The following is an 18,241-nucleotide window of genomic DNA, read 5'->3' on the forward strand; positions in this document are numbered from 1 at the left end:
CCCGGCCGGTGGAGATGCCTTCCGGGTCCCTCCACCGGCTGCGGCAAGGCTTCCGCCACTGTTTACACGGCAGTAACCTCACCGGCGTGACCGGACCGACGACCGTGCGACGTCCTTGCCGGATATACGGCCGGACGACCGAGAGAGCAGCCGTGGAAGCGCTCTGGGCCCAGCTCCGGTCCGCCCGCGGCGGGACGCTCCTCCTCGCGGGGGAGCCAGGACTGGGCCGGAGCGCTCTCCTGGCCAGGGCCGCCCGCGCGTTCACGCTCGGGCCCGTGCTGCGCCCCCGGCCCCTCCCCGCGCACCCCCGCCCCTACGACGGCATGCGCGCGCTGCTGCGCGCGGCATCCGAGGGCGGGGGTACGGCTGCGCCACCGCCCCCGCCCTACAGGGTCGGGGCGGGCCTGCGAACGGCCGGTCTGACCCAGCTGCTGCGGCAGTACATTCCCGGGGAAACCCCGCTGCTCGTCTGCGTGGACGACGTACACCTGTGGGACGGGCCGTCGCGGGCCCTCCTCGCCTCGGCCGCACGTCACCCCGAGCCCAAGCCCCACCGCCCCATCGGGCTCCTGCTGTCGACGGCGGAGCACAGGGCGGACGAGCCCGAGTTCGCGGGGCTGCCCCTGGTCCGCCTCGGCCCCCTCGACGAGCGCGCGGCGACCGCCCTGCTCCACGATCTCGCCGGAGCCGACGTGGACCCGTCCGTACGGTCGGAGCTGCTGTCCGAGGCCGAGGGGAACCCCGCCGTCCTGGCAGCCCTCGCCCAGCGCCTGACACCGGACGAACTCGGCGGCCACCGCCCGCTGCCCCGCCCGCTGGTGGACGGCGCCCTGTGGGCCGTCTTCGGCGCCCGCCTCGCCCCGCTGCCGCCCCCCACGCGACAGCTGCTGCTCCTGGCGGCGGCCGCACACGAACCCGACCCCGCGGCGGCGGGCGCGGACGCCTCCCCGGTCCTGCGCGCCGCCCGCGAGGGCGGACTGGATCCGGCCGCCCTGGACCCCGCCGAGGCGGCGAGAGTGGTGTACCAGGCCGGCGACCGCGTCACGTTCGGCAGTTCCCTGCTCCGGCGGACCGTCTACACCGGCGCGCCGTCATCACAGCGCCGGGCCGCCCACGCCCTGCTCGCCTCCGTCACCGACGCCGACCGGTACCGTCTGCGCCACCTGCTCCACCTCGCCCTGGCCGCGCAGGGCCCCGACGCCGCTCTCGCCGACGCCCTCGTCGCCGCGGCCGCTCCCGGCACGCCCACCTCCCCGACGGAGCGCTCCGCCGCACTCTCCCGCGCCGCCGATCTCACCGCCCACGAGGACACCCGTACCGCGCACCTGACGGCCGCGGCCGAGTACGCCCGCATGGCAGGAGACGCCCGCAGGGCGCGTCGGCTGCTGGCGGCCACCCGGGACGCTGCCTCACCCGACACGGTGCACGGCCGCACGGAACGCGTCCGCGGCAGCCTGGGCCTCGGGGACGGGCCGGTCGGCGACGCCTACCAGGCCCTGCTCATGGCCGCGGAACGGCTCGACCCGCTGGACGCCGAGGCGGCCCTGGAAGCCAGGATGGAGGCGGTCGACGCGGCGTGGGCCGCGGGTGACCACCACGCGTGCCTCGCCGCCCTCGCCGACGGGCCGCACCCGGCGCCTTCCCAGGACCCCGCCCTAGCCGGTGCACCGCCGGCGGTCGATCCGCCCGTACCGGCCCAGGACGAGGCGTTGTCACAGGCTCACCCCCCGTTCCCCTCGCCCCCGCCCGATCCGAGGCGTGACTACAGAACGGGACTGCGCACCGCGCTCGACGGACACCTGACCGAGGCGGCGCAGCCGCTGCGCCGGGTACTCGACCGAGCGCACCACGACGACGACCCCACCCGCCTGGTACGGGCCGGCGCCGCCGCGCTGGTGCTCGGCGACATCCCGGCGGCGTGCCGGATCAACGCCCGGGCCCTGGCCGCGTCGCGGTCGAAGGGGCTGGCCGCGCTGACACCCCGGATCCTCGAACACCTCGCGTACGCCGAGCTGCGCGCCGGCCAGCACGCACGGGCCCGGGCCCACGCCCAGGAGGGCCTGCGCGCCGCCCACCGGGCGGGCCAGCGCAACGTGGCGGCGAGTCAGCACGCGATCCTGGCCCTGGTCGCTTCCGTCGAGGATCACGCGGCCGCCGTCGCCGCACACGCCGGGGCGGCCCTGGAGATCGCCCGGCCGCATGGGCTCCTCCAAGCCGTCACCCTGGCCGAATGGGCCCTGGCGCGCGCCGACCTGTGCCGCGGCCGGCCCCTCGAGGCCGTCGCCCGCCTCGGCCCGCTGACCCGGCCGGGTCCGGGGCGCGGCCACTTCGCCGTCCGCATGCTCGCCCTGCCCTGCTTCGTCGAGGCGGCCGTGCTGTCCGGGGCCGCGGCGGAAGCGGGAGCGGCCGTCGAGGAGTTCGCCCTCTGGGCCGACCAGGGCGCCGACCCGCAGGCACCGGCCCAGCTGGCCCGGTGCCGCGCCCTGGCCGCACCCCCGGACGACACGGCCGACGCCCTCTACGCCCTGGCCCTGTCCCGGCACGAGACGGGACACGGCGACTTCGAGCGGGCCCGCACCCTCATGCTGTACGGGAAGTGGCTGCGCCGCAGGCGCCGTCCGGCCGAGGCCAGGAACCGGCTGCGGGACGCGCTGGTCGGCTTCGAGCGCTGCGGGGCCCCGGCCTGGGCCGAGCAGACCCGTGCCGAGCTGCGGGCCACCGGGGACGCCCCCGACCCCGTACCGGCGGGTGGTCTGGGCCGGCTGACCCCGCAGCAACTGCGCATCGCCCGCTGCGTGGCCGAGGGCGCGACCAACCGGGAGGTGGCCCTGAACCTCTCGGTCAGCCCCCGCACCGTCGACCACCACCTGCGCAACGTCTTCGCCCTGCTGGGGGTGCGCTCGCGCACGGAGCTCTCCCGGCTGGTGCACCGCACCGAACACGGCGGCCCACAGCCCTGAGGCCCCCTGCCCACCAGCTGCCAGACGGCGCCGCACACCCGTCAGCGGGTGAGGAAGCGGGTGGCGCCCACGTAGACCCGGCCGGTGGAACCGAAGGGTTCCTCCTTCACCACGTCACCGGTGCGGGGCGAGTTGATCATCATCGGTTCGCCGTTCCTCGTCCCGGAGTAGATGCCGACGTGGGTGACCTCGGTGCCGGTGGCGGGGCGGAAGGCGACGATGTCGCCGGGCCTCAGGTCCTTCGTGTCGGTGACGCGCACCCCGGCGGCCGATCCGGCGGGTGCCTGTCCGCCGCCCGCGTCGAACTGCGGCTGGGCGTCGCGCGGGATCGTCACACCGAGGGCGGAGTAGACCTGGCCGGTCAGCCCGGAGCAGTCGTAGCCGAATCCGGAGGTACCCGACCACAGGTAGGGCAGGCCCATGAAGGTGCGTGCGGCGGCGACCACGTCCTCGCCGGTCGGCGCGGCCGGCGCCTTCGCCAGGTCACCGGCCCGGAAGAACACCCGGGCACCGGTGCGGGAGTAAGCGGTGACGACGCCGGGCAGCGGGCCGGCCTTCACGGGGAACGCGGTGTTGTACGAGTACTCGCGTAACGGCCCCGAGCCGGCGCCCGAGAAGGCGGCGTCGGCGGTGGTGAACCCCCGGGCCGTGGGGCGTACGACCCGTTCCTCGTGCGTACCACCGGGTGGGCGGCGGTTGTCGGAGGTCAGCTGGCGGTCGGGGATCCAACCGGGGTAGGCGCCGCGTCCGGCCTCGTCCCTGGGGGTGGGCTGGCCGTGCACCCATACGTGGTCCCAGAGGAGGCCGCCGTGCCACATCGTCCGGTCGACGGTCACCTTCGCGCCGTGGAGCGCCTGCGTCTCCCCGGCCACGTCGCGACGCTCGTCCAGGGACATGGCCGTCAACCAGCCGCGGACGTCCGCCGGATTGGCGGTCGCGGGAGCGTCCACGGGCCGGACCTGCTCGGGGCTCACCCAGACCTGGGCCACCGTCACGTCGACGTAGCAGGTCGGCGCACCGCCGCACGGACTCGCCGCGGCGGGCTCGGAACGGCCCGCCGGAGCGGCGGGGAGTGCGGCGGCCGGGGCAGCGAGGGCGAGGAGCGCTGCGGCAGCCGTCAGGGCGGTCTTCATGGAGTACATGCGCCGATTCTGTCCAGGACGCCGCGTCCGCGAACCCGTCCGGCGGTGGAGCGGGCGGGACGGGGTGGAGCCCGAACGCCGTCTCCGACCGGGCCGCGCCGCAAGGTCGGCCCCGGACGGCGCGCTCCGACCGCTGCCGAAGAGGGCGCACCGGGCTCGTGGGAACGCGCTTCCCGCTCGCCCTCGGCCGGCCGGTCCCGTTCCGGCCGGACGCGGGCATCCCCCTCTCGGAGAGCACGGGCGGGGTCCCCGTCGACGCCGCTCGGTGGGCGTGCCGGATCCGTCCGGCGCCGGCACGCGACACGCCCGGTGCCGGGGGACCTCCGTGTCCGCCGACCGGCCGCGGGCGCGCGCGGCGCGGGCCCGCGACCGACGCCCGGCTGCTAGGCAGGCGGTACCCACCGGCTCTGCCGACCGCCTGCCGCCCACCGGGAGACACCCGTGCCCACCCGTGCCGTACGCCGCTTCCGCACCGGACTGTCCGCCGCCGCCGTCACCGGCGCCGCACTCGGCGCGCTCCTCCCCTCCGCGCAGGCGGCCGGCGCGGACCCCGGTCCCACCGGTGGACGCCCGGACCACGAACAGCGCCTCCAGCGGCAGCTCGAACGGCTCGTCGCGCAGGACGACGGCCCGCCCGGGGTGATCGCCGTGCTCACCCGGGGCGACCGGACGCGGGTCTACACCGCCGGCGTCGGGGACGTCTCCACCGGCCGCAAGCCGGACCTCGACGACCACATGCGCATCGCCAGCATCGCGAAGGCGTACAGCGGAGCCGTCGCGCTCCAACTCGTCGACCAGGGTGTCCTGTCCCTCGACGACACCATCGGCAGCCGTCTGCCCGCCCAGCCCGCCGCCTGGCACGCGGTGACGCTTCGTCAGCTCCTGCAGCACACCAGCGGCTTGCCCGACTACTCGGCCGATCCCGAGTTCCTGAGCATCCTGCAGGCCGATCCCCGGCACGTCTTCGACCCCCGCGGGCTCCTCGACTTCGTCGCGGACCAGCCGCTGCTCTTCAGCCCGGGCAGCCTGTACGAGTACTCCAACTCCGACAACATCGCCGTCGCGCTCATGGCCGAGGCCGCGACCGGCCGCCGCTACGAGGACCTCCTGCGGGACCTCGTGTACCGCCCCCTCGGGCTGCGCCGGACCAGCCTGCCCCTGGGCTACCGCCTCCCGCGCCCGTACCTGCACGGCTACGACGTCAGCCCGCCCGCCGAGCCCGAGGACGTCAGCGAAGCCCTCGGCACCTCGGGGATCTGGGCGTCCGGCGGCATCGTCTCCACCCCCCGGGAACTGGGCGTCTTCATCCGCGCGTACGGCGGCCCCGCCCTGTTGTCGGAGAAGACCCGCAAGGAACAGCTCGCCTTCCGCCCCGGCGACTCGTCCGAACCGGCCGGCCCCGGCACCAACGCCGCCGGCCTCGCGCTCTTCCAGTACACGACCCGCTGCGGCGTCCTCCACGGCCACACCGGGAACTTCCCCGGCTACACCCAGCTCGCCGCCACCACCCCCGACGGCACCCGGTCACTGACCTTCTCGATCAACACCCAGACCAGCAAGGGCAACAAGCCCGCCCTCCTCGCCCGGCTCCGCACGGTCCAGGAGGACTTCGCCTGCGCACTCCTCAAGGACGACGGAGCCCCGCGGCGCGGGTAGGAGCCGGACGAGTCGGCGATCTCAGCGACGGGCCGCGGCGAGGACGGCGTCCGCTGCGTAGGGCGCGAAACCGGAGTTGTCCTTGCAGCCGAGCTCCTCGTACGTGTTGACCTTGGTCTGCGGGTCGGTGTGGGTCAGCCGGAACTTGCAGGCGCCCTTGATGTAGCGGCCCTTGACCCCGCCGGGGAAGTCGATCTCCTTGTTCCACAGGTAGGGCGAGCTGTAGTCGTTGAGGTGGGCGGTGGCGTTCACGTCGATCCCGCCGGGCGCGTGGATCTCGTAGACCCAGCCGGTCTTGGCGCTGCCGTAGGTGGCGAACTTCTGGGCGACCCACTTCTCACAACTGGTGCTGAGGTGGGCGCTGTTCTGGCCGCCGCCCTTGACGATGTACTCCGCCAGCGGGGTCACCTGCTCGCCCCGCGGCGTGAAGCCGGTCTCGAAGATCTCCTCGACCGTCTCCCGGGTGTCACCGCGCCACAGGGCGTTGACGTCCGTACGCCACTGCCAGCGCTCGGACACCGCGGTGGAGGCGACGGAACGGGCGATCGACGGATTGGTCGTCGTACGCCACCAGTCCCAGGCCCGGTACTCGACCGTCGGGCCGCACGGCGTGGTCAGGTCGTCCGCCGCGGGGGCCGGGGCCGGGAGGGCGGTGGCCGGGGCGGCAGCCGCCGCTGCCGGGACGACGGCGGCGGCGGAGAGGAGGGAGAGGGCGGCGAGCACTCGCAGAGCGGCCTGCAGCATGGTGAGAACCCATCAGTCGATCAACGTGACGGGCCCTTTATAGGCGCGGCTGCCGGGCCCGGCCGGGCGCGCTGCACCAGGGCCACCCGTGCGGGTGGATCAGTCGTACTGGGGAAAGGATCCGCCACCCCGGACCGCCGGCCCACCCGCGGACCATCCCGACCGGGCCCCGTACGGCGGCTCGCTCCGCCGGCGGACGGGGCCGCTACCCGCCCGGGCCGTGGCGGGGGCGGGGACGCGTGACGAAGTCCGCGATGCGCGGCCCCCAGGTCCGCACGTCGGCGCGGGTACGGGACAGGTGGAGCTCGGCCTCCGGCAGGCAGTCGGCCAGGGCGGTCGCCGTCGACACGGGGTGGCCCGGGTCGCCCGCCCAGGTCAGGATCAGCGTCGGGCAGCGCAGCGCGGCCAGTGTGCGGGGCGGGGGCAGGTCGGAGCGGGCCAGACCGCGCAGGACGGACGGCAGGATCGGCTCCGGCGGCGTCGGCGGGAACTCGGGGACGTCGGCGACGACGGCGGGGCGGTGCGGGTCGCCCCGGGCGGCGAGCCAATCCGCCGCCCCTTCCCGTTCGACGGTGTCAGCTGCGGCCCGGTTGGCCCGGGCGTACGCCTCCCGGGTCGCCCAGGCCGTCGGCGGGAGCAGCAGCACCAGCCGGGAGAAGCGGTCCGGCGCCCGGGCGGCGGCGTGCAGACAGGTGCCGCAGCCCATCGACGCGCCGATCGCGTCGACGCGGTCCGTGGCGCCCAGGTGGTCGAGCAGGCTCAGCAGGTCGTCGGCGAGCGCGGCGTAGGTGTAGTCCGCGGCGACGGGGCGGCCGGTGGAGCGGCCGTGCCCGCGTGCGTCGTAGCGGACCAGGCGCCGCCCCGCCCGCAGGACCGGCGCCCAGTCGAACAGGTCCATCCGCCGCTCGACGGCCTGGCTGACGAATCCGCCGTGCGCGTACACCGCCAGGGGCCCCGCCCCGGCGTCGTCGTACACGAGCTCGGCCCCGCGGTGGCGGAACCGGCCCTCCGTGACCGGCGGCGTCTCCGGTGTCCCCATGGGGTGCGTCTTTCCGGTCCTCCCGACCCCATGCACACACCACATCGGCAGGCGCCCCGCGGTGCTCTTGCTCAGGGGGTGTCGGCGGTGTCCGTGATGCCTCGGCACAGAGCGGTGAGGGCCGTGGTCAGCGCGGTGCGCTGCTCGGCGCTCATGGTGTCGAGGACACGGGAGAGCCGTCGGCTGCGGTGCACGCGTATCTGCGCCAGGCGCGCGGCCCCGGCGGCGGTCAGGCGGAGGGTGAGTTCGCGGCCGCTGTGCGGCGAGGGGTGGCGGGCGAGGTATCCGGCCGTTTCCAGGCGGTCGCACAGCCGCGTGACGGAGGGCGCTGCCGCCCCGAGGAGCTGCGACAGGGTGCGCATGCGGATCCCCGGCTGGCGGTCCACCAGGTGCATGAGGCGGAGCTGCGCGGTGGAGATCGCGGTGGTGCCGGTGCTGCGGCGGGCGCTTTCCCACACGGAGTCGAGGAGTTCCACCAGCTCCGTGACGGAGCCGAGTTCACTGACCGGGGCCGGGGCACGGCTGTCGGTGCGGTGGACGGCGGGGTCCGGTGCCGGCATCTGGGTGCTCCGCACGGTCGCGGGTGGGGTCGGCGCGCTCCGTGTCAGACGCTGTCCGTGGTCCCGGGGCGGGCCGATATGGCTTCCTCGGAAGCGGCGGATCGCCGCTCCGGCGTCGAGGAGGTGTGCTGCGCCCCGGCCTCCGGGGTGGTGAGGTAGCCCAGCGTACCGGTGAGCTCCAGGAGCCGGTCCAGTCGCAGCGGCCGCTTCTCGATGTGCAGGCGCACGTCCGCCGTGCCGGTGCGGCGGCGGATCATCAGCAGGACCGACAGCCCGACGGAGTCGACCGCGGTCAGCCCCGCGCACTGCAGGTGCAGGTCTCGCAGGTCCGCGCGGTCGGCCAGCACCCGCTCCACCGCCGCCAGGAGCAGGTCGGCGCAGTAGTGGTCGAGTTCCCCGCGCAGCTCGAGGCGGGTGGTGTACGGCGTGTCGAGGCGCGTCAGGTGGAGCGGGCCGGAAGGCAGGTTCGTCATGCGGCGGTCCCGGAGGTGGTCTGGGGAGTACGGGTCAGGCCGGCGGCACCGGCGCGGAGCATGCCGGCCGCGCGCGGGAAGTCCTTCAGCTCCCGGCCCAGGAGCTCCAGGGCGGGGAGGAGGGAGTGGGCGGGTACGCCGCGCGCGGTCAGCACGTCGGCGGTCCACAACAGGAATCGCGAGAACAGCTGCTGGTCACCGGTGTAGAGGGCGGTGGCGAGGAATTCCACGATGTGGGCGAGGTCTTGGGCGGTGCGTTCACGCTGCTGTTCGGTGTAGCCGCGCATCGCCGGGTAGGCCTCCTCCAGACCGGTGAGGACCGCTCGTACGAGGTCGGGGCGGGTGCGGGCGACGAGGGTGTACTCCTGGTCGGTCAGGTGGGGCAGGTCGTCGATGGCCTGGTGGTCGGGCTGGGGCCGGGGCAGCGGGCCGCGGGCCAGGTCGTCGGCGGCGGTACGGGCGTCGGTGGCCCAGGCGTCCGCGCCGAGCAGGCGCGCGTACCGGCCGTCGGGTCCGAAGGCGGCGCCGCCCACCAGGACCGGGACGCCGACGGCCTGGCAGGCGGTGATCATCGCGTGGGCCGTCGGCAGGCGGGTGGGGATCGAACTGGAGAGGGCCACGGCGTCCGGGCCGGTGCGGTGCAGATGGGCGATGAGGTGGGGGGTGGGCACCTGCGCGCCGAGGTAGTCGACGTGCCAGCCGCGCAGCCGCAGGACCTCGGCCAGGAGGCGGGCGGGCAGGGCGTGCCACTCACCGTCCACGCAGGTGACCGTGATGCGGCCGAGTGCGGGGGCCGTCCGGGCGGAGGTGTGCTGGGCCAGGGCGGCGATGGCCCGTTCGCTGATCGCCGTCGCCGCGTGTTCCTGCGCCACGGTGATCCGGTTGGCGGCCCACTCCTCGCCCACCCGGCCCTGGACGGCGGCGATCGCGTCGAGCAGCACGGTCTCGGCGTCCATGCCGTCGTCCAGGGCGCGGAGTACGGCGGTGATCGCGGCGGGCTCGTCGAATGCGAGGACCGCTTCCCACAGTGCGGCGGTCAGCTGCCGGGGGCCGGCGGCGGCGGTCGTGGTGGCGTTCATGCGGTGAACCTGCCCCGGGTGTGGCCGTCTACTGCCCTGAGGTGGTTGGTGCGGGGGGCGGCAATGACGACGACGGCCATGTCGTCGTGCTTTCCGGTGCCCACCCATTGGGAGGCGAGCATCTGGACCCGCTCCACGACTGCCTCGGCGGGCATGCCCGCGCACTCCAACAGGGCCCGGCGCAGGCGCTCCTCGCCGAACATGGTGTCGCCCATCGGGCCGCCGCGCGCCTCGCTGATGCCGTCCGTGTAGAGGAGGCAGGTCTCGCCGGGCGCCAGCGTCACCTCTGCCGTCTCGGTGACCAGGTCGGGCAGCACGCCGACGAGCGTGCCCCGGGTGGGGGCTTCCTCGACGAGGCCGTCCCTGCGGAGGATGAACGGCGCGGGGTGACCCGCGCTGGTCAGCCGCAGCCGCACCGAGTTGCCGACCCGGGACGCCGAGGCCAGCACCATCGTGACGAAGCGGGCGTTCTCGGTGTTGCGCAGCGAGGTGTTGAGCAGGCTCAGCACCCGATGGTGGTCGTCGGCCATCGGCAGGAGCGCGTGCATCGTGGTACGGATCTTGCCCGTCATGACCGCGGCCTGCAGGCCCTTGCCGCACACGTCACCGAGGACGACGAGGGACGCGTCGCCCTGCACGGCCGCGGGGTGGACGTCGTAGAAGTCGCCGCCGACCCTCTCGTGGTCCTTCGACGGCCGGTAGCCGCCGGCGTAGTCCACACCGGAGACCTGGCACAACCTGGGGGGCAGGAGCTCGCGCATCAGGATCTCGGTTATCGACGCCTGCTCCGCGTAGAGGCGGGCGGCGGACATCGCGGCTCCCGCGCGGGCCGCGAACAGCCGGGCGAAGACCTCCTCGCCCTCCGTGAACGCGTGCCGGCCCGTACCGCGCAGGAGCACCAGGGCCCCGGCGGACAGACCGTGTCCGGGCAAGGGGGTGATGACGATCGAGCCGACCGTGCCGAACCCGTCGGGGACCAGCCAGTCCGGCGCGGTGGCGGGGTCGATCCAGCGGGACGGAACGGGCGGGAACCCCTGCAGTGCCTCCCCCAGGCCGGGGACCTGGGAGGGGTCCACGGCCCGATGCGACGTCGCCGGCGTCCCGCCGCGCCGGCAGGCCACCATCGGCAGTACGCGGCCGTGGGACGGGGCGATCACCAGCGCCGCGTCCGCGAGGTGCTCGGCCGCCATCTGCGCCGTGACGTCCATGCACCGCTCCAGGTTCAGCGACGACAGCAGCAGGTTCGAGGTCTGCGTGAGGAACGCCGTGCGCTCCCTCTCCATGCGCAGCGCTTCGCGCGCCAGGCGGTGATCGGTGTCGTCCACCAGCCACCACACCACCGTGCCGTCCTCCGCGGCCGTCGGGTGCGCCTCGAAGGTGCGGTCGTCGACCGGGCCGTGCGCGGTGGTCAGCGGTGCGGCTTGCGGTCTCTGAGGGGGAACTCGGACGACATCCCGGTGGGCTGAGGTCAGCCAGCCGGGCAGGACGCTCTGCATCTGCGCGCCCGGGCTGGCGCCGGGAAAGACCAGCCCGGCCGCTTCGTTGACGAACAGCAGGGTCGCTCGGGAGTCCGCTACGAAGACGGGATAGGGCGCCTCGGTCCACGGAAAACCCACCGTGGACGGGGCGGATGTCGCCTGGGTGTCATTCAGCACACATAGAAGGCCCGCTGCGCGAACCCCTCACCTCACTGGATCGAAGGGAAACCCTTGCCGTCCGGCAACCATCCTCCACCCTTCGCGGCTCTGGCAACCCGTCCCCGTTCGCACGGCCGTCCACCACCTCACCCACACCGGGCGATCACACCTCCTCCTCAAGCAGGCGGCAAATGCCCGAAGCCGGGCTGGTTGAGGCTTTTGAGCACGTGGCATCTCGGGGTTGGTCGTATAGGAAGATGTCGGGGTGATCAGAGATGAACCGGTGGTCACCGCGACCACAGACGAAGGCGTGACCGTCATCACCGTCGGCGGCCATGTGGACGAAGACAGCGCCCCCTTCCTCACCGAGGCCCTCGACGGAGCCGTGGCGAACGGATCGGCCCGCACCGTGGTGGACCTGTCCGAGACCGGCTTCGCGGACTCGTCGATCCTGCACGCCCTGTTCCACGGCCAGAAGATCCACGCTGCGGCGGGATCCGCGTTCGTCATCGCCGGGCCGCTGCGGACGGCGGTCAGCCGACTGTTCCAAATCACCGGAGCCGGGCGCGCGTTGCGCGTGACGGACAGCCTGGAGACCGCGATGACATGCTGAGCCCGGCCCCCATCCGAACCGGCCCGTGGCGGCATGACCCGCGTGACCGAGGGCAGGCGATGACCGTATGAATCCGCTCGCAGCAGCCGACGACACCCGCGGGCCCGGACACGCAGGGGCCCTCGGCCGTACGGGCGCCGACGCACCCGTCACCGCGGCCGCCGCCCGCGCCCGCGTCAGCGACCTGTTGGACCAGGCGGGCATCAGCCTCGCCGGCGTCGCGGCCGCCGACGCGCTGTTGGCGACATCGGAACTCGTCACCAACGCGCTCCGCCACGGCGGCGGCGTCACCGCCATGACCTGCCACGTCGCCGACGGCATGCTCCACCTGTCCGTCAGCGACGCCAACCCGCGGCCGCCCGCCACCCGCACCGGCAGCCCGGAGCAACCGGGCGGTTTCGGATGGCCTCTCGTCCAGCACCTCGCCCAACGTGTCACCATCAGCATGCACACCACCGGCAAGACCATCGGCATCACACTGCCACTGGCCTGATCTGACCTGATCCGAGTCGGCCTGCGCTCTCGCACCCGCGCAGGTCTGCGGTCCTCTCAGTGCCGGCAGAGGCAGAACGGATGGCCGGCCGGGTCCGCGTACACCCGCCAGTCGGCCTCCGGGCGGAGCTGGTCCGTCCGCTCCAGCACGGTCGCGCCGAGTGCGAGGGCCCGTTCCTCCTCCGCCTCGAGGTCGTCCACGTCGAAGTCCAGATGGACCTGCTGCGGGTGCTGTTGGCCGGGCCACTCGGGCGGTCGGTAGCCGTCCACCCGCTGGAAGGCGAGCGGCGTTCCCTCGAAGCCGTGCACCTCCACCCAGTCGGGCTCCTTCGGGTCCGCGACCAGCCGGCCGCCGAGCAGGTCCGCGTAGAACTGTGCGAGCCGTACCGGATCCGCGCAGTCGAGAGCGACTGCCTGCAGCTTTCGAATCACTTCCCGCACCCCTCGTTTCTCGGCTGCTTACGCGCCTCACGCCTACCGGAGACGTCTACCCGCCGCCACGGCGGCCATCCGCGGCCGCACTCCAGGCCCCCCCCCGATCTCGCCGGCCGCGTACGAGCCGGGCATCACCGTCGGCTACTTCTTCCGCTCCTTCTTCACCTTGCGCTCCTTGTCCTTGCCCGCGTGACGCGGCCCGGTCGGTTCCCCGCCGGGCGCAGTGGCCGCGGCGGGGCGGTCGGGGGCCGCGGCCGCGGGCGGGGTGGGGCGCGAGGTGGCGGCCGCGGGCACGGCGGAGGCCGTGGGGGGCGGGGGCGTGTGCGACGGACGCGCGGCCGCCTCGGGCGCCGTCGGCCGACTGCCGTGGGACGCGAGAGGGGATGCGGTCGCCCCTACGAGCAACAGGGCAGCGCCGGTCACGCTCGCGGCCAGCAGGGCCCCTTCCGTCCTACGCCGGTGGGACCGGCGCCTTGTGCCGCCGGGTGTCTTCGAGGGCCGGTTGAGCAGGGCGGATGCCCGGTGGGTCGCCGGGGCCGGGCTCATCGGAGTCGGGGCACGAGGCGGAGTCGGCAGCCTGCCCGGCTGTGGCGCCGCGCCGATGGCCTGGAGGGCCAGGTGGATGCGGGCGGCGTCGGGGCGGGAATGCGGGTCCTGGTCGGTCATCGCCTTCAGGAGCCGTACCAGAGCGGCGGGCAGCAGGTCGGGCACCTGCGGGGGACGCAGGAGCGGCGCGACACCCACCTCGACGGCATTGCCCAGATACTCGCGGACGCCGGTGAGCGCTTCCAGCAGCGTCAGCCCCAGGGCGTAGACGTCGCTGGCCGTACCGGCTCCCTGGCCGAGGAGCTGCTCGGGGGCCATGTAGGGGAGGGTCCCGACGAGCGTGTCCGGTCCGCTGCGGGAATGGTCGTCGACGGCCCGGGAGAGCCCGAAGTCGGCAAGGAAAGGCGAACCGGCCTCACCGAGCAGCACGTTGGAAGGTTTGATGTCCCGGTGGATGATGCCGTGCGCGTGTACGTGGTCGAGGGCCGAGGCGATCTCGGCGCCGAGCCGGATCACCTGGACGGGGGCGAGGGGGCCGGCAGTGATGCGCGTGCGCAGGGTGGTGCCGGGTATCAATTCCGTGACCATGTAGGCGCCGTGTTCGTGGCGGCCGGTGTCGTACACGGTGACCAGGGCACGGTGGGAGAGCCGCGCCAGTATCCGCGCCTCGTCACAGAAGCGGTCGGCGGTGACGGTGTCCGCTCCGGGACGGAACACCTTCACCGCGACCTCGCGCCGCAGGACGTGGTCGACCGCCCGGTACACGTCCGCCGTCCCACCGGAGCCTATGAGGGTCTGAAGCCGGTATCGGTCGCCCAGCAGCGAGCCGGGCCGGATCTCCACGGTCTGTGCTGAGCTCGGGCGCGCAGGCATCCGCAACCTCCTCGACTCGCTGGCAGTAGGCCGCGTCTACCCCAGGGGCCGCCGGCGACACGCGAGGGCCGCCACCTCCTGGCGGGGAGGTGGCGGCCCTCAGGGCGTCAGCACTCGCGCAGACCCGGCGCGGGGTCGACCGACGTGTGGACGTCCACGGCCGGGACGTTGCCCCACTGGCCGTTGTCCAGCTTGGTCCAGTACCAGACGTTGTTGCCGCCGGCGTGCTGGTCACCGCGGCCCCAGCACTGGAACCAGCTGGGGCTCGTGTTCAGCGGTCCGCGCACCGCGGAGTTGTACCGGCGGTGCTCGTAGCCCTTGGCTCCGACCCGGTTGCCACACCACAGCTTGCCGTCGGCGCGGACGCCGCATTCGGCGGCCGCGCTCTTTCCGGTGGCGGGCGTCGCCGCGGCGGGCCCGGTCACGGATGCCATGCCGCCCGCCAGTGCGGCGGCGGCGAGACCCAGGGCGATCTTCTTGCTTGCGGACATGCTTCCTCCTCGGAGTGGGCTCCCTCGGGAGCCGGGTGATGGGTGATGGGTGATGAGTGACGGGTGTGCGTGAGCAGCGGTTCGGTGGGTATTCAGCGGCAGGTGCGTACGCCGTCCAGCCAGGCGGGGCCCTTGATGTAGATGTTGGTGATCCACGCCCCGTACTCGGGCAGGTAGGACCAGGCGTCGTTGGTGTAGCCCTCCGCCGTCACCGGCTCGGCGTGCTTCTGGCAGTCGATGCGCACGATGGTCGGGCCGGGAAACCGGTGGACCCGTGGACTCGTGGTGGAGGGCTCCTTGTGGGTCCAGACATCGGTGCCCCAGGTGCTGAAGGTGCCGGGAGCCGCCGCGGCGGCCATGCGGACCGCTCCCGCGTAGTCCCCGCCCAGCCGTACGTCGCTGACGGTGATCCGGGTGCCGGATTCCCGGGCCTCGACCATCTTCCCCGCACCCAGGTAGATGGCGATGTGGTGGACGGAGCCACCCGAGCCCCAGGCCAGCAGGTCCCCCGGCAGTAGCGGCGCGGTCCCCTGGGCAGCCGTGAAACGCTGCTTCACCTCCGGTGAGTTGAACTGGTGGTACGCGTTGCCGGGCAGCGGATCCCCGCCGGCCGCGCGGGCGTAGGCGTAGCGGACCAGTCCCGAGCAGTCGAAGCCGAGCCGCTCCGGATCGTGTGCGCTGTCCGGGTCGCTCGGGTCGACCTGACCGTACGTCGGCCCGGGCTGCGGGCCGTGGCCGCCGCCCCAGGTGTACCAGACGCCGATCTGTTCGCACGCGGCCCGTACGGCGCCCTCCGCCACCGCGGAAGCCCCGGGTGCGAGCACGTCACACGCCCCTGCCGCCCTGGGTGCCGCGGCCGCCGGGGTGCCGTGAGCACCTCCCCACGCGGCGAGCAGCGCCACCGCCGCCAACGCCGCCCCTAGCGTTCTCCGCATCGCCATGTCCGTTCCCCCGTCCCCGTGGTGGTGTTCCGCGGGTCGCCGTTCTCGTCGTGGTGTTCGTTCGGCGTGCTCGTCGTGCCGAGCCGCACCGGCCGTCCGCCGGCACTCCGAGACTGGGCCCCCGCACCTCTCCGTGTCGAGGAGGCGCGGGTGGCCCACCGCAACGGGAAACGGGAAACTCCCGGGAAACCCCCTTTCACCAGGGGTTTTGACGAGGCGTCAAAGGGCCGCTGGGCGGGCCGGACTGGACCGGCGGCGGGCGGCGTGCCCGCCACGACGCCGTGAGCGGCACCCTCCCTCGCGTGGGCTCCCGGAATCCCTCCCGGACGTCCGGACGCGGGACCGGGGAATCGGGGACCGCGGCCAGGCGTTGTACCCCATATGGTCGATTCCAACCGATATGGCGAGGGTGAGCGGGACTCGTCCGCCGTCGGTGCCGCCCGCGCACGCCTCGCGGCCGACCGCGCCGACACGCTCGCGCGGACGGCCGCGCTGACCCGCGACTTCGACGGGATCGTCGCGGCGAACGCCTTGGTCGCGGTCGACGACGAGCACGACCCCGAGGGGTCCAGCACGGCCTTCGAGCGGGCCCACGTGGCAGCCTTGCTGGCGCGGGCGCGCGAACACCTGGAAGAGTTGGACCGGGCGCTGGAGCGGCTCGAACGCGGCGAGTACGGGCGGTGCGAAGGCTGCGGCGGGACGATTCCGCCCGAGCGTCTGGAGATCCGTCCGGCGGCGACCACCTGCGTCCGCTGCGCCCGGTCCGACCAGCGCCGTCCGCCGCGTCACGCTTGACGCCGCCGTGCGCCACCCGGAGCCGGCCCCCCGCGGGCCGGCCGGTGGTCGTGCGTCTATCAGGCGGTCAGGTGGTCCGGGGCCTTCTGAGGGGGGCTCCCGCGGCGTGGAGGCTGGCGAGGGTCTGCCGGTAGGAGCCGACCAGGCTCGTCTCCAGATAGCTGACCCCGAGCTCCTCACAGTACGCGCGGACGATGATCTGCGCCCTGCGCAGGTGGGGGCTGGGCATGCTCGGGAAGAGGTGGTGCTCTATCTGGTAGTTGAGACCGCCGAGGAGGATATCGGTGAACCTGCCTCCGCGCACGTCGCGGGAGGTCAGGACCTGGCGCCGCAGGAAGTCGGGCCGCACGCTGCCCCGCAGGACCGGCATGCCCTTGTGGTTCGGGGCGAAGATCGAGCCGAGGTAGACGCCGAAGAGGCACTGCTGGACGAGGAGGAACACGACCGCCTTGCCGGGCGGCAGTACCAGGAACAGCGCGCCGAGGTAGGCGACGACGTGCGCGGCGAGCAGGGCCGCCTCCCACACGCGGTGGTCGAGCGAGCGGCCGAACAGCGACCGCACCCCGGACACGTGCAGGTTGAACCCCTCCAGCGTGAGCAGCGGGAAGAAGAGGAAGGCCTGCGAGCGGCCGAGCAGCCGCGGCAGTCCCCTGGCCACGCGGGCCTGGTCCTGCGTCCAGACGAGGATGTCCGGGTCGAGGTCGGGATCGAGGTCCTCGTGGTTGGGGTTGGCGTGGTGGCGGGTGTGTTTGTCCTGCCACCAGCCGTACCCCATGCCGATGCCGAGGTTGCCGGCGATGCGCCCGGACATTTCGCTGGCCTTGCGCAGCCGGAAGACCTGCCGGTGGGCGATGTCGTGCGCGAGCAGGGCCACCTGCCCGAACACGAAGGCGAGGAAGGCGGCCGCCGTCAGCGTCCACCAGCTGTCGCCGATCAGCACGAAGGCCGTCCATCCGGCGGCGTAGAGGGCCGTCACGGCCGCGATGCGCAGTGCGTAGTACCCGGGGCGCCGGGCCATGAGCCCGGCCTCCTGGATCTTCCGGGAGAGACGGGCGAAGTCGCTCCCTTTGTCCGCCCGCGCGGGAGGGGGACGCACCGTCTGGGAGGGGTTCATGATCGAAGTCACTTTCCGTAGTCCGGCGAACGCGGGAGCGCGCCACGGGCCTGGGCAGCCGCCCTTCCCCGGGCTCCACCCGGCACGCGGGTGGCGCTCCCCTGCTGCGCCTACCCGCGATAGCGGATTTGACGGGCGCCGCTGCCCGCCGCTTCAGGTCGCGGCGGGCAGCGGGATGAGCGCCGTGATCGTCTTGCCGGCGAGGCCGCAGCGGATCTCCGTACGGGCGGCGATCCGGTTGACCAGCTGCCAGCCGAACCCTCCCGGCACCTCGGCCGGCGTTCCCGGGGCGCGGGGGCACGCCGACGTCGCGTCCGACACGTCGACCGCCACGCAGTCCCGAAGATGCCGGACGTGGAAACCGGTCACGCCGCCGGCGTGCCGGACCGCGTTGGAGACGAGCTCCGAAACCACCAGCAGCACGTCGGCCGCCAGACGCTCCCCCACGCCGTGGGCCGACAGGACGTCGCGGGCGACCTGCCGGGCGTCCTCACACCTCAGATCGGGCATTCGCAAGGGTGTACCTGTCATGTGCTTCTCCTTCCGTACCTGGCGTGTGCCCCATCTCGTCCACGCATCCCATTCGGCTGCCGGTTCCGCACGAATGGCGAGCCCGCGACTGCTGAAGGCGGATATCGGGGGCATCCGGAG

The 18,241-nt window shown here is 73.8% G+C and carries 18 protein-coding genes; 5 read left to right on the plus strand and 13 right to left on the minus strand.

What is annotated here, in order from left to right:
• Positions 1–14 precede the first annotated feature (14 nt).
• The gene (locus BGK67_RS03600) at positions 15–2,960 is read left to right on the plus strand and encodes a LuxR C-terminal-related transcriptional regulator (protein WP_432215507.1); all 2,946 of its coding nucleotides are present in this window, start codon (positions 15–17) and stop codon (positions 2,958–2,960) included.
• Positions 2,961–3,001: 41 nt separating this feature from the next.
• On the opposite strand, the gene BGK67_RS03605 is transcribed toward BGK67_RS03600, so the two are convergent.
• A complete protein-coding gene (locus BGK67_RS03605; protein WP_069918522.1) occupies positions 3,002–4,102 on the minus strand; it encodes a C40 family peptidase in 1,101 nt (366 codons plus the stop codon).
• A 441-nt stretch (positions 4,103–4,543) separates the two neighbouring features.
• On the opposite strand from BGK67_RS03605, the gene BGK67_RS03610 reads away from it, so the two are divergent.
• Complete coding sequence (locus BGK67_RS03610) at positions 4,544–5,758, plus strand: serine hydrolase domain-containing protein (RefSeq protein WP_069918523.1); 1,215 nt, start codon at positions 4,544–4,546, stop codon at positions 5,756–5,758.
• 21 nt (positions 5,759–5,779) lie between these two features.
• On the opposite strand, the gene BGK67_RS03615 is transcribed toward BGK67_RS03610, so the two are convergent.
• The 6 genes from BGK67_RS03615 to BGK67_RS03640 all read right to left on the minus strand — a co-directional run bounded on the left by BGK67_RS03615 (position 5,780) and on the right by BGK67_RS03640 (position 11,149).
• Entirely contained in the window at positions 5,780–6,502 is a 723-nt protein-coding gene (locus BGK67_RS03615; protein WP_069918524.1) for a scabin-related ADP-ribosyltransferase, read from the minus strand.
• A 205-nt stretch (positions 6,503–6,707) separates the two neighbouring features.
• Positions 6,708–7,541, minus strand: coding sequence for an alpha/beta fold hydrolase (locus BGK67_RS03620; protein ID WP_069918525.1), 834 nt, complete (start codon positions 7,539–7,541; stop codon positions 6,708–6,710).
• 71 nt (positions 7,542–7,612) lie between these two features.
• Positions 7,613–8,101, minus strand: coding sequence for a MarR family winged helix-turn-helix transcriptional regulator (locus tag BGK67_RS03625; RefSeq protein WP_244291133.1), 489 nt, complete (start codon positions 8,099–8,101; stop codon positions 7,613–7,615).
• A 44-nt stretch (positions 8,102–8,145) separates the two neighbouring features.
• Positions 8,146–8,574, minus strand: a complete 429-nt coding sequence (locus BGK67_RS03630; protein WP_069918526.1) for an STAS domain-containing protein — start codon at positions 8,572–8,574, stop codon at positions 8,146–8,148.
• Positions 8,571–9,653: a cobalamin B12-binding domain-containing protein gene (locus BGK67_RS03635; RefSeq protein WP_069918527.1), complete on the minus strand. Its 1,083-nt coding sequence runs from the start codon at positions 9,651–9,653 to the stop codon at positions 8,571–8,573. The genes BGK67_RS03630 and BGK67_RS03635 overlap by 4 nt, the downstream gene beginning before the upstream one ends.
• The gene (locus tag BGK67_RS03640) at positions 9,650–11,149 is read right to left on the minus strand and encodes a PP2C family protein-serine/threonine phosphatase (RefSeq protein ID WP_079154545.1); all 1,500 of its coding nucleotides are present in this window, start codon (positions 11,147–11,149) and stop codon (positions 9,650–9,652) included. The genes BGK67_RS03635 and BGK67_RS03640 overlap by 4 nt, the downstream gene beginning before the upstream one ends.
• A 406-nt stretch (positions 11,150–11,555) precedes the next feature.
• On the opposite strand from BGK67_RS03640, the gene BGK67_RS03645 reads away from it, so the two are divergent.
• Both BGK67_RS03645 and BGK67_RS03650 read left to right on the plus strand, forming a co-directional pair.
• Positions 11,556–11,903 carry an STAS domain-containing protein gene (locus tag BGK67_RS03645; RefSeq protein WP_079153989.1) on the plus strand — a complete coding sequence of 116 codons (348 nt, stop codon included), beginning with the start codon at positions 11,556–11,558 and terminating at the stop codon, positions 11,901–11,903.
• A 67-nt stretch (positions 11,904–11,970) separates the two neighbouring features.
• A complete protein-coding gene (locus BGK67_RS03650) occupies positions 11,971–12,396 on the plus strand; it encodes an ATP-binding protein (RefSeq protein ID WP_079153990.1) in 426 nt (141 codons plus the stop codon).
• 56 nt (positions 12,397–12,452) lie between these two features.
• On the opposite strand, the gene BGK67_RS03655 is transcribed toward BGK67_RS03650, so the two are convergent.
• The 4 genes from BGK67_RS03655 to BGK67_RS03670 form a co-directional block, all read right to left on the minus strand.
• Positions 12,453–12,827 carry a VOC family protein gene (locus tag BGK67_RS03655; protein ID WP_069918529.1) on the minus strand — a complete coding sequence of 125 codons (375 nt, stop codon included), beginning with the start codon at positions 12,825–12,827 and terminating at the stop codon, positions 12,453–12,455.
• A gap of 144 nt (positions 12,828–12,971) precedes the next feature.
• Positions 12,972–14,249, minus strand: coding sequence for a serine/threonine-protein kinase (locus BGK67_RS03660; RefSeq protein WP_079153991.1), 1,278 nt, complete (start codon positions 14,247–14,249; stop codon positions 12,972–12,974).
• A 107-nt stretch (positions 14,250–14,356) separates the two neighbouring features.
• Positions 14,357–14,740 carry a hypothetical protein gene (locus BGK67_RS03665; protein WP_069918531.1) on the minus strand — a complete coding sequence of 128 codons (384 nt, stop codon included), beginning with the start codon at positions 14,738–14,740 and terminating at the stop codon, positions 14,357–14,359.
• 92 nt (positions 14,741–14,832) lie between these two features.
• Positions 14,833–15,564 (minus strand): C40 family peptidase, encoded by a 732-nt coding sequence (locus BGK67_RS03670; protein ID WP_244291134.1) that lies wholly within the window; start codon positions 15,562–15,564, stop codon positions 14,833–14,835.
• A gap of 498 nt (positions 15,565–16,062) precedes the next feature.
• Here BGK67_RS03670 and BGK67_RS03675 point away from each other — a divergent pair, with 498 nt between their 5' ends.
• Entirely contained in the window at positions 16,063–16,476 is a 414-nt protein-coding gene (locus BGK67_RS03675) for a TraR/DksA family transcriptional regulator (protein WP_069918533.1), read from the plus strand.
• Between the two features lie 67 nt (positions 16,477–16,543).
• On the opposite strand, the gene BGK67_RS03680 is transcribed toward BGK67_RS03675, so the two are convergent.
• Together BGK67_RS03680 and BGK67_RS03685 are read right to left on the minus strand one after the other, a co-directional pair.
• Positions 16,544–17,590: a fatty acid desaturase family protein gene (locus tag BGK67_RS03680; RefSeq protein ID WP_069918534.1), complete on the minus strand. Its 1,047-nt coding sequence runs from the start codon at positions 17,588–17,590 to the stop codon at positions 16,544–16,546.
• Positions 17,591–17,743: 153 nt separating this feature from the next.
• Positions 17,744–18,121, minus strand: coding sequence for an ATP-binding protein (locus BGK67_RS03685; RefSeq protein ID WP_069918535.1), 378 nt, complete (start codon positions 18,119–18,121; stop codon positions 17,744–17,746).
• Positions 18,122–18,241 lie beyond the last annotated feature (120 nt).

It is taken from the genome of Streptomyces subrutilus (assembly GCF_001746425.1).
In the GTDB taxonomy this organism is placed as follows: domain Bacteria; phylum Actinomycetota; class Actinomycetes; order Streptomycetales; family Streptomycetaceae; genus Streptomyces; species Streptomyces subrutilus_A.